Origin of the sequence: Nostoc sp. DedVER02 (assembly GCF_034530675.2) — a bacterium.
Lineage (GTDB): Bacteria > Cyanobacteriota > Cyanobacteriia > Cyanobacteriales > Nostocaceae > Nostoc.
Map to the genome: position 1 here is coordinate 134,811 of NZ_JAVRCP020000009.1, position 13,878 is coordinate 148,688.

At 42.1% G+C, this 13,878-nt stretch carries 12 protein-coding genes and 1 pseudogene; 4 read left to right on the forward strand and 9 right to left on the reverse strand.

Annotation, left to right across the window (positions count from 1 at the left end):
* Nucleotides 1–7 precede the first annotated feature (7 nt).
* From RMZ41_RS12425 to RMZ41_RS12440, 4 genes are all read left to right on the forward strand, one after another.
* Nucleotides 8–2,821 carry a glycoside hydrolase family 10 protein gene (locus RMZ41_RS12425; protein ID WP_322642799.1) on the forward strand — a complete coding sequence of 938 codons (2,814 nt, stop codon included), beginning with the start codon at nucleotides 8–10 and terminating at the stop codon, nucleotides 2,819–2,821.
* 1,067 nt (nucleotides 2,822–3,888) lie between these two features.
* Nucleotides 3,889–5,100, forward strand: a complete 1,212-nt coding sequence (locus RMZ41_RS12430; RefSeq protein ID WP_322642800.1) for an EAL domain-containing response regulator — start codon at nucleotides 3,889–3,891, stop codon at nucleotides 5,098–5,100.
* Between the two features lie 269 nt (nucleotides 5,101–5,369).
* Complete coding sequence (locus RMZ41_RS12435; protein WP_322642801.1) at nucleotides 5,370–6,713, forward strand: sorbosone dehydrogenase family protein; 1,344 nt, start codon at nucleotides 5,370–5,372, stop codon at nucleotides 6,711–6,713.
* Between the two features lie 358 nt (nucleotides 6,714–7,071).
* Complete coding sequence (locus tag RMZ41_RS12440) at nucleotides 7,072–7,476, forward strand: phosphomannose isomerase type II C-terminal cupin domain (RefSeq protein WP_094345013.1); 405 nt, start codon at nucleotides 7,072–7,074, stop codon at nucleotides 7,474–7,476.
* A gap of 94 nt (nucleotides 7,477–7,570) precedes the next feature.
* On the opposite strand, the gene RMZ41_RS12445 is transcribed toward RMZ41_RS12440, so the two are convergent.
* From RMZ41_RS12445 to RMZ41_RS12485, 9 genes and pseudogenes are all read right to left on the reverse strand, one after another.
* The gene (locus tag RMZ41_RS12445) at nucleotides 7,571–8,329 is read right to left on the reverse strand and encodes a HEAT repeat domain-containing protein (RefSeq protein ID WP_322642802.1); all 759 of its coding nucleotides are present in this window, start codon (nucleotides 8,327–8,329) and stop codon (nucleotides 7,571–7,573) included.
* Between the two features lie 167 nt (nucleotides 8,330–8,496).
* A complete protein-coding gene (locus tag RMZ41_RS12450; RefSeq protein WP_322642803.1) occupies nucleotides 8,497–9,042 on the reverse strand; it encodes a GNAT family N-acetyltransferase in 546 nt (181 codons plus the stop codon).
* Nucleotides 9,043–9,095: 53 nt separating this feature from the next.
* A complete protein-coding gene (locus tag RMZ41_RS12455; RefSeq protein WP_322642804.1) occupies nucleotides 9,096–9,284 on the reverse strand; it encodes a hypothetical protein in 189 nt (62 codons plus the stop codon).
* 197 nt (nucleotides 9,285–9,481) lie between these two features.
* Nucleotides 9,482–9,883, reverse strand: coding sequence for an ABC transporter permease (locus RMZ41_RS12460; RefSeq protein WP_322642805.1), 402 nt, complete (start codon nucleotides 9,881–9,883; stop codon nucleotides 9,482–9,484).
* Entirely contained in the window at nucleotides 9,868–11,169 is a 1,302-nt protein-coding gene (locus tag RMZ41_RS12465; protein WP_322642806.1) for an AmpG family muropeptide MFS transporter, read from the reverse strand. The genes RMZ41_RS12460 and RMZ41_RS12465 overlap by 16 nt, the downstream gene beginning before the upstream one ends.
* A gap of 144 nt (nucleotides 11,170–11,313) precedes the next feature.
* Entirely contained in the window at nucleotides 11,314–12,771 is a 1,458-nt protein-coding gene (locus tag RMZ41_RS12470; protein WP_322642807.1) for a DNA phosphorothioation-associated putative methyltransferase, read from the reverse strand.
* A gap of 63 nt (nucleotides 12,772–12,834) precedes the next feature.
* Nucleotides 12,835–13,221, reverse strand: coding sequence for a DNA sulfur modification protein DndE (dndE, locus tag RMZ41_RS12475; protein ID WP_322642808.1), 387 nt, complete (start codon nucleotides 13,219–13,221; stop codon nucleotides 12,835–12,837).
* A 30-nt stretch (nucleotides 13,222–13,251) separates the two neighbouring features.
* A pseudogene (locus RMZ41_RS12480) lies at nucleotides 13,252–13,530 on the reverse strand (type II toxin-antitoxin system PemK/MazF family toxin); the annotation flags it as partial.
* 65 nt (nucleotides 13,531–13,595) lie between these two features.
* A complete protein-coding gene (locus RMZ41_RS12485) occupies nucleotides 13,596–13,847 on the reverse strand; it encodes a hypothetical protein (protein WP_322642809.1) in 252 nt (83 codons plus the stop codon).
* Between the last annotated feature and the right edge of the window lie 31 nt (nucleotides 13,848–13,878).

The window sequence follows — 13,878 nt, forward strand, 5'->3', positions numbered from 1 at the left end:
GTCAGTAGTGAAGAATCGGAAAGAATTTCATGAAAAGGCAAATTTCCAAATAAAGAAAGCCGGATTCTTCATTTTAAGTTTTAACTTTTTGATTTTAAATAGTTTTAGTATTTTGCCAGTCACGGCGGCGACTGAAGAACCTGTATTGAGTGTAGTGCATAGCCAAGAAAATGCGAATCAATGGACAGGGATAACTGACCGCTTGCAGACAATAGGGATGAAATATTGTGTAATTCCCTTAAGTGATGTCAAAAGTAGTGCAGATTGGGGCGATCGCCGGGTATTATTTTTGCCCAACGTCGAGACATTAACGCCAACCCAAGCGATCGCTCTCGAAGATTGGATGAGTAAGGGAGGGCGCTTGATTGCTAGTGGCCCCGTAGGTAGTTTGTCATCGCCAGGAGTGCGGCAGTTATTGCGATCGCTCTTAGGAGGTTATTGGGGATTCAGCCTCAGTGACACAGAACAGATCAAGCCCACAAAAACTAAAATCTCAGAATCGGCAAATCAAACTGAACTCTTTGGCAAAGTACGCGGCGGCGTTGTGATTCCTAATGATATGGGCGTTGAATCTCCTGCTGTTTGGAATTCCAAAGATAATCCAGCCGCAGTAGTGACAACCGAGCGTACCACCTTTTTGGGCTGGCGCTGGGGAACAGATACAGCCTCAGCAGCAGAATTAGATAATGCCTGGTTAAAAGCTTCTATAAATCATTATTTGACAGCGCTAGCACCATCGAATCGGATGAAAAAAATAGCAGGAGGTTCGCCAAACTGCTCTACAACAGTGGCGGCTGCACCAAGGGGGCAGGGGGTAGGCGGGCAGGGGGCAGGGGGCAGGGGGGCAGAGGGGCACAGGAGTAGTTCATCTCCCTTATCTTCTCCTGCTAAAACTGCCACTGCTCCCATACCGAGAGCGGTTCCTATAGTTAAACCACCCACTTCTCAAGAGGCGATCGATCAGTTGGAACAGGCGGTGCGTCTAGATGTTGCACCCAACTCCAATGAGCCGATTGACACTAATCAAGCGATCGCTCTCCAACAAGAGCTAGAAAATCTTATTGGTCGGGTGGAAAGCGCTAATTTAGCGGTGTCAGCCGATGCGGTTAACGAAGGCGTTGGGATATCTGAAGGAAAACAGTCCTCTAGGCATCTGGATACCTACACCCCCCAATCTATCAAGGAGCAGCCAATCCAATTAGCCTCAACTAAATTGGGGGGGATAGCCATAAGCAAAGACCAAGCCTTGGCACAAGTAAGAGTAATTGCCAACAACTTACCCCAATTGATTGCTCAAAAAAACTACGCTTTAGCTCGTCAGCAGTGGCTGACAGCAAAGAGAATTTTGTGGCAACAGTTCCCTGTTGATCGGAGATTGGCTCAACCAGAAATTCGGGCAGTTTGGTTAGATCGCGGGACGATTGTTCGTGCTGGTAGCAAAGCGGGATTAGCCCAAATTTTCGATCGCCTAGCCCAAACTGGGATTAATACTGTCTTCTTTGAAACTGTTAATGCTGGCTATACCATTTATCCCAGCCAAGTTGCAAAAGAGCAAAACCCATTAATTCATGGGTGGAACCCACTAGAAGATGCCGTGAAATTAGCCCATGAGCGCGACATGGAATTACACGCTTGGGTTTGGACTTTTGCTGCTGGTAATCAACGGCATAATGAGATTATCAACGTTAGTCCAAATTATCCAGGGCCAGTACTGGCGGCTCATCCCGATTGGGCAAACTACGATAATCTTGGCAACATGATTCCCGTAGGTCAAACTAAACCATTCTTTGATCCAGCCAACCCCGAAGTGCGGCAATACTTACTCAAGCTGTACGAGGAAATCGTTACTCGCTATGACGTGGATGGTTTACAGCTAGACTATATTCGCTACCCCTTTCAAGACCCATCAGCAGGTCGAACTTACGGCTATGGCAAAGCTGCAAGAACTCAGTTTCAGCAACTTACTGGCATAGATCCGATAAATATTTCTCCCAGTCAACCAGACTTGTGGCAAAAATGGACGGCATTTCGCACCGAAAAAGTTGATAGTTTTGTTGCCCAAGTTTCAGAGCAGTTGCGACAAAAACGACCGAATTTGATTTTGTCGGTTGCTGTATTCCCTTTGCCAGAACAAGAGCGAATTCAAAAAATTCAACAAAACTGGGAAACTTGGGCAAGGCGGGGAGATGTCGATTTAATCGTTCCCATGACTTATGCTCTGGATACTTCTCGGTTTCAAAGACTAGCCCAACCCTGGATCGCCTCTAAACAATTGGGAGCTACATTGTTAGTGCCGGGAATTCGCTTACTTTCTTTACCAACTATCGGCACGTTCGATCAACTCCAGTTGGTAAGGGACTTGCCAGTTAGCGGTTACGCACTCTTTGCCGCAGAGAATTTTAACAACGAGCTACAAAAACTTTTTATTAACACCCAAGGTAGAGTTCAATCTACAAAAAGCGAACCGATTCCTCACCGCCAACCTTTTCAAACTGCCGCCATCCGTTACACCGCGCTGCAACGAGAATGGAAGTTTGTTTTCCAAAATGACCCACTGCAAAGACCTGCCCAGAAAATATCAGATTTTAACAACCAGGCAGAAGTTTTACGCAGTGCTTTAAATCAGCTTGCTGCTTCTCCTTCTCCTAGTAAGTTACTAGTGGCGAAAGCCTCTCTAACTCGGTTCCAGTCACAATTTCGAGTATTGATGAGCCAAGAAATTAAGTCGAATTCCTATCAAGTCAAAGTTTGGGAAAATCGACTTGTAACTATAGAAAGGCTATTGCGTTACGGCGAACGACGGGTGCAGATGCGTCCTTAGTCAAGAGGTAGAGGAGTAGGAAAAGAATAAAAATCAGGACTTACGCAAAAAATTGCCCCTACTACGTGTAGTTTTGCGTAAGTCCAAAAAATGTCTAATGCCTCATACCCTATGACCAGGTAACTGTATATAAGCTACTTTGTAATTCTTAACACAATCTTTGCTGTCTTTATATCCCAATTATTATCACTTCTTTAGGGTCAAAATATTGGAGAATATTTTAGATAAGCAGCTTTATATAACTATTTTTCGATAATAGCTATTGTAAAAATCTATGCAAACTTTACCTGTGCTTATTGAGCTACAAGGCTTAGAGTTAAGAATTGACTGTTTATTTATAGCTGCTAGTTGTACTAAAAACACTAATAGTTATGTGTAAATGCGATGTCTACGCCGGGCTATTCGGTTTTTCATTGAGAGACAATTACCCAAGTAGAAATGGTAACTAGCACACGCTATAGTACTGACAGATACGACAAATGGGCTTGCCTCATGGGAGTTTGTGTGAATAGTATCTCATGTGTAGCAAAAGTATCATTGCATAAAGGTGAGAGTTAATTTCACGCCGTATTAAATGGTACTTTCCAGTTGAGCGGATTGCTGATAACAGAAGGTTCCTGATAGAGGTGAAGCAAACAGCAATCAACTTTTGCAGACTACAACCAAAAGACCTCGTTGGGTCTTCATATTGGGAAATATGGTGGACGCTAATTGTCAGCCAACAACATCTGCGATACATATTTCTCTCTCGGAGAAATAATTTACACTTACTAAAATTCAAGATATTTTCTTAGTACATTTATTAGCGAAAATTTTGTTGCTATTACGGTTTATTAGGAAAAACTTGAATATCCTGGCTTTTGGGCTAACCATTTCCATTGGGTATTAGAATCCTTTCATCGTGCTAGTAATGTCGATCGTATACTAGACACTGGATTAAGAATAGCAATTGTAAAAAAGTGTGTAGATATCTACACGGTAAAATATTTGTCATAGGCACGCCGGATTTAGTACAAAGTTTCCTATCATTTTGTAATTAAATAATAAAAGATAAATTGAGGAAAATTATGCCCAAAATTTTAGTAATAGAAGATGAGGAAGCTGTACGTGAAAACATTTTAGATTTGTTAGAAGCAGAGGATTTTGAAACTCTTGCTGCGGCTAATGGCAGAATCGGTATACATCTAGCTATTAGCGAAGTTCCGGATTTAATTCTCTGCGATCTGATGATGCCAGAAATTGATGGTTATGGCGTGTTAACAGCGTTACGCCAAGATCCATCAACAGCAACAATTCCCTTCATTTTTCTCACTGCCAAATCTGCCAAATCTGACTTCCGTCAAGGTATGGATATGGGCGCAGATGACTATATAACTAAGCCATTTACTAGGGCTGAGTTATTAAGTGCAATTATAAATCGTTTGGAAAAGTACGCTACTTTAAAAAAGTATTTATCTCCTCAAAATGCCATTAACAACTTATCTCCTAAAATGCAGTTATTAGAAATTAACTTGCACAGAGCGATCAAACAACATAAACTTCAAGAATTTGAAATTTATTATCAACCAATAGTCGATATTGCTTCTGGAAAAATAGTAGCAGCGGAAAGTTTATTACGCTGGCAAAGTCTAGAATTAGGTATGGTTTACCCAACAGAATTTATTCCGTTAGCAGAGTCTAGTAGTTTAATTGTTCCAATTGGGAAATGGGTATTAAAAAGTGTATGTAATCAAATAAAAAGCTGGCGAGATGCCGGAATTAGTTCTTTGAGTCTTGCTGTGAATTTGTCAGTAATTGAATTTAACCAACCAGATTTTATTAGTAAAATAGTCAATTTTATAGCGATGAATAATTTGCAACCAGATGATTTAGAGTTAGAACTAACTGAAAGCATGATTATGCAAGATGTAAATAATGCGATCGCTACTATGACTAAATTGCAATCCTTGGGTATAAAAATTGCGATCGATGATTTTGGTACAGGCTATTCTTCTTTAATTTATTTGAAAAATTTACCAATTAATACATTAAAGATTGACCGTTATTTTATCCACAATGTTACTAACGATCCCCAGAAATCAGCCATTACAAAAGCATTAATTCAAATGGGTCATAATCTAAATTTAGATGTAATTGCTGAAGGTGTAGAAACGGAAGCAGAACTAGCTTTTTTGCGCCAACACAACTGTAATTCTATGCAAGGTTTTCTATTTAGTCGTCCACTGCCAGCACCCGAATTTGAAAAACTTTTATTAGCTAACAAATGCTTATATGTATGAATGTTGGAAATTGGGAATTATTTTCCCAGTATCTAATCTTGTAATATGGGATTACTATTTGATTTTTGAACAAAATTAGGTATTGTAGGGTGTGTTAGAACGGAGTTCGTAACGCACTATTATAGAGGGTTTGGTGCGTTACTACGTATGTTTTCATAAATTCAAACCGGATTCCTATAGGTTGACTAGGTAAGAAAAATCGGACTTTAGACTGGTGACAACTATCAAGTCTCAAGTCTAAAGTAAGAAAATTGTGTCATAGTATCGCCATGAAAGTCTTTGCGCGTTTCTTGCTACCAGTTTTTTTACTGACTTTGGCAGCAGCGTGTAACCAGACTCGCGCTTCCTCAGATAATCCCACACCACAAATATCTCTATCTTCTACCCAACAAACACAGAATCCTACACAGCAAAAAAATATTGTCCGCACAGAAGCACTTTCACCTACGCCTATTCGGATAAATCTCAAGAATTTACCAGCACCCTTCGCAACTGAAAGTGCTTCTAAGCGGCCTGAAGTTGTGCCCATCCCACAAAATCCGGTGCTGCGTGTACCACGAGGCTTTAGAGTTAATGTCTTTGCCGAAGGTTTAGATGCACCACGCTGGCTAGCTTTAACTCCCAGTGGTGATGTCTTGGTGACTGAAACCGGGCAAAACCGCATTCGTTTGTTACGTGACAGCAATGGTGACGGTGTAGCCGATGTTCGAGAAACCTTTGCTAGTAGAGACAACGGACTTAATAGACCCTTTGGGATGGCTTTTGCAGATAATTCCTTTTTTCTGGGGAATACAGATGCTGTAGTACGTTTTCCCTATAGCCAAGGCCAAAACAAAATTACGGGTGAAGGGAAGAAAATCGCCGATTTGCCTTCCCAAGGTTATAACAACCATTGGACGCGCAATGTCGTTGTCTCGCCCGAGCGCAATAAATTATATGTCTCAGTTGGATCGGGAACCAATGTAGATGAAGAACCTCTACCACGCGCTTCGATACAGGTGATGAATTTAGATGGTTCCCAGCAGCAAACTTTCGCTTCAGGCTTGCGTAACCCAGTTGGTTTAGATTTTAACCCTGTAACGAAGGAACTTTACGCCACTATTAACGAACGCGATGGCATCGGTGATGACTTGGTTCCAGATTACCTGACACGGGTTAAACAGGGGGGATTTTACGGCTGGCCTTATGCGTATCTGACACCAAATAACCTAGATCCGCGTCAAAAAACTGATGGCAAAAGTAAACGCCCCGATTTAGCAGCCCGTACCCAAACCCCAGATGTGCTGTTCCAAGCGCATTCAGCAGCATTGGGTTTGCAGTTTTATGATGGTAAAACGTTTCCAGAAAAATACCGGAATGGTGCTTTTGCTGCTTTTCGTGGTTCTTGGAATCGCGATCGCGGCACTGGTTATAAAATTGTATTTGTTCCCTTCGATGCTAAAGGGCGATCGCTTGGCTACTACGAAGACTTTCTCACAGGATTTTTACTAAATCCTTCTGTACCAACCACTTGGGGACGGCCTGTAGGTTTACTCGTGTTGCCAGATGGCAGTTTATTAGTAACAGAAGAAGCCAATAATCGGATTTATCGGATTCAGTATACAGGGGGATGAATAACAATTCAAAATTCAAAATTAAAGACAATTTCAGATGGGGATCTAAACCCCGGCTGAAGCTGGGTCTACCTATAAAGGTTGGGGTCTTAAACCCTTTAGGACTTACGCAAAATCTTGATAAAACGAACCGCAAAGGACGCATAGACACGAAGTGGCTTCCTGAAGGGTAGGACACAAAGGAATAAGAGTTTTAGAGGGTTCTTGCGTAAGTCCTGCCCTTTTATTTACGATAATTCCCTAGAGTCAGGTTAGGGCAGTTGTGGCTGTATCTGCCTATCCAGGTTTATCCCGTTTACGGTAAATTTACTGTAAATTACAGAAAAATACTAATACTTATCTGGTTGAGAAATTGATTATGACTCCCAATGAAAATAATACTCAGTCAAATATCAACGAATTGCCTCCACATTCAGGCACACGATACTGGGGTGAGGTGGAGGTGATCGAAGAGGGAGATACTTATAGAATTAGCCGTGTTGAAATCAAGCCCAGGCACGGAATTAAACCACAAATTCATTATCACCGCAATGAACATTGGGTTGTAGTCTCTGGTGTAGCTAAGGTAACTTGTGGCGATGCAGAAATATTGCTGAATCGAAACGAATCAACTTATGTCCCCGCAGCAACCTTACATAAGGTGGAAAATCCTGGACATATCCCCCTAGTTATTCTGGAAATTCAAAATGGTGAATATCTAGGTGAAGATGATACTGAGCGTCCTTATGACTTAAATTTGGTCAAAGCTGTAGCTGAAGGTTAGACAGAGACGCGATTAATCGCGTCTGTACAAAAGTGAGGAGTTGAGATTCAAGCAATTAATGCCCAATTCCCAATTCCCAATTCCCAATTCCCAATCAAAACCATCCTTCTTGTTCTAGGGTTTCAATCAGCTGTAAGCCACGTGGATCGCCCACTCCTAACAGTGAAGCTTTCGCATCTTCCCTGACTCCCAAATCTTGATCTTCGGCAAAGGCTTGAATTAGAGCATCGATCGCTGTGGCATAAACTACATTAGAAGGCAGTTCGCGGCACAGTTGACCAATTGCCCAAGCACTATTACTCCGCACTGCTGCCACGGGATCTTTGACTAAGGCTTCAATCAATGGTGGTATTGCCCCGATAACTGCTTCATAACCCACTTCTGCCATCTGTGCTAAAGCGCTAGCAGCCCACAAACGCACTGCGGAAATGTCAGTTCTTAAGGCATCTGCTAGGGGCGGTAAAGAACGGCGATCGCGACAGTTTCCTAAAGCCCAAACAACGCCTTTACGCACATAGCCATTCCAATCACTGTTTAGTTGAGTAATTAATGGAGTCACTGCTTCGGAACTGGGATTGCGTCCGAGGGCATAAGATGCGCTAACCCTGACTAAGGGGCAGATATCAGTTAACAGGCGAATTAAATGGGGAGTAGCACGCGCATCTTCTATATCACAAAAAGCACGCGCCGCTAACATTCTTTGTTGAGGTTGGGGATTTTCCAGGAGGGCTAGCATCACTTCTGGATCGGGCTTCACCACAACTGAATCGTCAGTTAGCGGCTCTATTTTATCTAGGGGGCTTTCTAGTTCCTCCTCAATATCGAGTAGGCTTAGATCGTCTTCGTCATACATAATTTCATTTCAATCCCGAAAAGGGATTAACACATAATCCCCCGTGCCAATAAGTTAAAACTTTATAAGTTGCGTAATTATACACTTTCCTTTCCCCTCGTTGAATTTTATCCAAACGAGAACCGCTACATACTCAAACACTAAAGTATATTACGGCTATCCTCTATTTATTTTTCTGCACTCAGGAATTTTACCATCCACAGGGATTGGGTTTGATAACCTAACTGATTGTAAAGATTTAATGCAGGTTTGTTGGATTGAAAGACTTGTAATCCAATCTGGCGATCGCCTCTTTGAATGGCCCAATTTTCCACATATTGCATTAAGGCTGTACCAATACCTCGCCGCCGATATTCTGGCACAACATAGAGGATAAAGATGTGAGCATGGCGATTACCCTGCACTTGATCTATAGCATTGCCCACCCAGAGGCAAGCAATGGGCAATTGGGAATTGGGCATTGGGAATTGAGTATAGTTATTCTCCTTGTCCCCTTGTCCCCTTGTCCCCTTGTCCCCCTGCTCCCCCTCATCTTCTACCCACCACAAGGGCGTATCGCTGGAGAAGTATTGCTTAACAGTTTGCTCTAGGTGAGAAAAATCCTCATTGGGAAAGAGATCCTGGTAAGTTCGCTGTATGAATTTAAGCAGCAGCGATCGCTCCAATAAGGAACCACTGCGGATAATATACCCTGGTAGTAGTTGCTCAGACACTTCTGGCGTTTATTGAGTTGACTATGTGACTTATACCAATTACGAATTACGAATTACGAATTAGTATGTACTGCTGGTGGCAAATTACCAGGAGTAGTTTGAGAACTTACTCCTACCTCTTCAATTGGTGCGGGTGCTGCCATGTCTGATGGTAAGAAGATGCGGGCGCTGACTGCCACTAAAGCAAAGACAAATACCAAAACTACAAGCAGTGGGGCGATGTATTGACGAAAAATAGCCATATTTTAATTGCAAAGGGAGCTAGGAACTTTTATGAGAACTTAGCTGAAGATTTGTGAATTATTCTTCATTTTAGCAATTTTCTGTATGTGGGAATTGGGAATTGGGAATTGGGAATTGGGAATTGGGAATTGGGAATTGAATATAATTATTCCCCTTGTCCCCCTGCCCCCTGCCCCCTGCCCCCTGCCCCCACATATTAGCTGCGCTCCAAGTCATCAAGCACTCTTTCGCAATACCAATTTTCTGGCATTCCAGGATAAGTTTCCTTTGCCTGTTCAATCAACCGTTCGGCTGCGGCAGTGTCACCGGATAATTTAGCGATTAGCCTGTTTTTGAGATAACTATCAGATACACCTTCGTCTACCTGGTTTGATATCCCTTGATTTATAGTTGATGGTCGAGACTGATCTCTTCGTAACTGCCAAAATAAAACGTAATAAAGTGTACCAAAAATTAAAATTAGGCTAAGTGTTCCGAAAAAAGTTAGGAGATTAAATGCTAGATATCCCAGAACTAACTGCGAGAGAACATACCCAAGTAATAAACCAGTCAGTAAGAGAATAAATGTGCCGACAGCAATAACTACTTGATTCCCCATATATCCTCTTCTTCGTCGTCAAGTCCTGGTCTGGATAATACTACCACTGGCTTGGGGTTCCAAGGGGCAAAAAATGGCAATAATAGTAATCCTGGCAAAGCTGCTATTGCTGTCAGTAGAAAGAATGTAGACCAACCGGTGGCTTGTGCCCATGTACCTGCTGGAGCGGTGAGAATATCTCTACTAAAAGCTTGTAAACTGGAAAGTAAGGCGTACTGTGTAGCTGAAAAGCTTTGGTTACAAAGACTCATCAAAAATGCTACAAAAGCAGCAGTTTCTAGACCAGCACAGAATTGTTCGATATTAACGGCAGCTAACATCAGATAGAAATTTTTGCCGACTACTGCTAGCGCAAAAAAAGCCAAATTACCGACAGCTTGAAGTATAGCAAATATCCAGAGCGAGCGATTAACACCAATTTTAGTCATTATTGCTCCTGCTGTTAAGGTGCCAACAATAGTGGCGAAAATTCCCAAAGCACCAGGAAACGCGATGTCGGTTTGAGTAAAATGTAAGCCTTTATCTAACAAAAATGGGGTGGATACATTCTTCAGTAAAGAATCTCCCAACTTGTAGATCACAATAAATACCAAAATTAAAAGTCCTTGTAGCCAGCCATGACGCTGGAAAAATTCAATAAAGGGTAATTTGACGGCGGCGGATAAAGTCTGAGGCGGGCGATCGCGCAGGACTGGTTCTGGTGCAAAAATAGAACTTAGCAAGCCTACGAGCATCAACAGCGCCATCAATAAGTAAACAGCTTGCCAAGGCATTCTATCTGCCAAAAATAGGGTGACATAACCAGTTACTAGAATGGCAATGCGATAACCCAACAAGTAAATAGATGCCCCAGCACCTCTTTCTTCTACTTCCACTACATCAGTGCGGTAAGCATCAACTAAAATGTCTTGGCTGGCGCTAAAAAAAGCAACGGCTACAGCAGCAATTATTAAGGGTTGTAGCCCTTGGGATGGATTTTGTAAAGCCATCGCAGCTATACTTAACAGTAATGCTACTTGTATAATTACCAGCCAACCTCTACGCCGCCCCAAAAAAGGCGGTACAAATCTATCTAGTAAAGGCGACCAGAGAAATTTTAAAGAATAGGGTAGCTTGACTAAACTAAAAGCGGCGATCGCTGCCAAGCTGATCCCTTCTTTGGTCAACCAGGCTTGTAATGTCTGACTAGTTAAATATAACGGCAACCCTGATGAAAAGCCAAGAAATAACAAAGCTCCCATCTTCTGGCTGCCAAAAATTCGTAGCAGCGATTTATTTACTTGCACAATATTGAAGATTCCTTGTTATCTAAGTTGAATTGCAGTTATCTTGCCATACCTGCTGTCTAATTTCGTATAAGCACACAAATCTGCTAGGATTTCCTTTATTTAAGATACATATCAACAATGATCTAACAGTGTGATTATTCCTTAATTTTCCTTAATTGAATAAACTTGATGCTCCCTGATTTCTACCCCGTGGGTAGCAAGGCATTTTGCCCAACCTTCACAAGTGCCGATGTCGCTTTTGTCGTTGAGCAATCCTAATTCCTGTTCTTGTTGAGTGAGTTTAGCAAATTCTTCGTAGCGTGGGTAGTCGCTGGTAACAAATGTTTCCTTTCGGTGCAAAATCGGCGGATTTGCCCTAGTTTCGTAGTCTCGGTGAGTGATGAAGAGGGTTTTTAAGTCAATACAGATGCTAGCTTTTAAGGCTGGGTGGGGATCGGTATCGAAATTGGGGTAAAACAGATAAGATATTTGCGGCTTATCAGTGTGATATTTGATCAATGTGGCTCCATCTACACGCCCAATGGTGCGGCTAGCGCAACCTTCACAAATTCGTAGCAAGGGATCGAGTGCTGCTAATGCCGAAACATGGACGTAAATAGCACCGCGTGTATGTTTACCTATTTTGCTTTTTTCACACGCAGTTTTAATTACCCCAGCTTTACCCAAGCTGAAAAGCTTTTGGTCGGCTACAAGGCACGCTTCCTCGTAGCTACTGAAAAAGGCTTTGATATCGTGACGCATTTCTGGCGCTAACTTTTGCCATGCAGGACGTTTATCAAAGTGGGTGAGGGCAAGATAAACTTGGATATCTAGAGAACGACGGTAAGCGATCGCATCCCATTCAGCCTCATCAGTAGCTTGTAAAATTACACCAAAGGCGCGCCGGAAGTTACCAAATTCGCTTAGTAATTCTTGCTCATTTTCCAATTCGCCTTTCACAGGTAGTCTACCGCGCTTGGTAAAAAAAGCCATGAGTGGTTGCAGCTGTTCTTGATAATCTTCAAACCGCTTTGTGGGGATGCGGACTCGCGGTGTAGAAGTCGCAGAAAAAAAGCGGATAGCTTTGTAGCTTTCTTTTTCAGCTTCATCTCGAAAAACAAAGTAAACGCCTAGTGCGATCGGTACTGCATCAACATTTAAAACTTCATCAATATAAGTTTTTAGTTCTTCTTGTTCGTAATATTTCTGAAAAGTATTGCGGCGCGTCACAATGCCATCATTGTAAGCAAGTTGGGTTTTGCTGGGAGCATTAATGAGTATTTGAGCCGCGACAATTAAAACTTTCCCAGTGAGTTCCCAGGCTTGGAGCAGGCTTTGACGGCGTTCTTCTGAGTCTTCAATGACGTTGAGGACATAACCCAGGTTAACCACATCGGCGGGGGTGCGTGGTACATCAGGATAGTAGTAAGGGTCCCAGCCTGCGCTGGTGTAACCTAAGTTTTTTACTCGCTGAACATCACCACCGTAGCCACAACCGTAGTCAAAAAAAGTGGTGTCTGGGTTCAGGATTGCCCATTCTATAGCCAATTTTACAGGGCGAGATATGTCAGTGCGAGCGATCGCAGCTCTATGACGCTCAATTTCTAGCGCTTCAGGCATAATACTAATTCGTAATTCGTAATTCGTAATTCGTAATTAAGACAGTTAGCAGCTAATATTCTTTCAAGGTTTAACAGCCAGTTCAATTAAATCTTCAATTTTCTTGATATTTGGATCGCCTGCTAAGTAGCCAATACCGCGATGCAAATGTAAGCGAAATTGGGTGGCTAAGGTTTCTTTATCGGTGGGATAGCCGTCATTGTGACAGCGTTGCTTGAGGGCGAGGAGGAGTATATCAGACATTTCGCCGCCAAACACGCGCCAAGTCATTTCTACATTGCTATCTTGGGGAATTGGGACGGGAGAGGGTGTGGTTGCTTCTGCGAGGGAACGACAAAACGCCCAACGGCATAAGATATTCCATTGGTCGATTTTGGTACTGCGTCTGAGTTTGGTAAGTTGGTCTTTGGCTGTTTGAGAAAGTTTAATTCTTTCGATTGGGGATTCCATAATCTTTCTAAAAATTGAAGGAGTTTTTGCTCATAAACCCAAACAGTAGCGAACCGCAGTTTCAACTTCAAGCATCTTGGAGTCAGAAATTTTGCCAGATGGATCAGCAGGAAAGCGATTTGGATCTAAAGAACGAATTTGAAAACATAAAAATACTGTTTCTATCAGCAATCCACTGTCACCTGGCGAAACTCGTATATTAGTTGGATAATCACGCTTAATATTTGTTCCTTTCGTACCGACAATTACAGTCACAACCAAAGGTGATTGATTTATAGCATCTATAGATAAAACTAAAACTGGTCTTGTTCCTGCTTGTTCTCAACCCAGCACTGGATTAAGATTGACAAAATAAATTTGTCCTCTCTCGATGCTCACAATTTTTCCAAACCATCCATTTCTGTAACCTTAAATTCATTATTGATAGAGGTGAGTTCTGTTTGTATATCTAAATCAATAGCCATTGCAACTAGTTGTTCATTCATATATTTAACATCAGTGAATTTATTTACTATTTGCTTTTTTTCTTGCACTTGTTTTGCTATTAGTTCTAATAACCATTCTAATTCTTCTAATGACAGAACACGTAGGTCATTCTCTATTTTTAATACATGGGGCGAGTTCATAATTGCTTATCTACTTTCCAAAGGTCGTGAT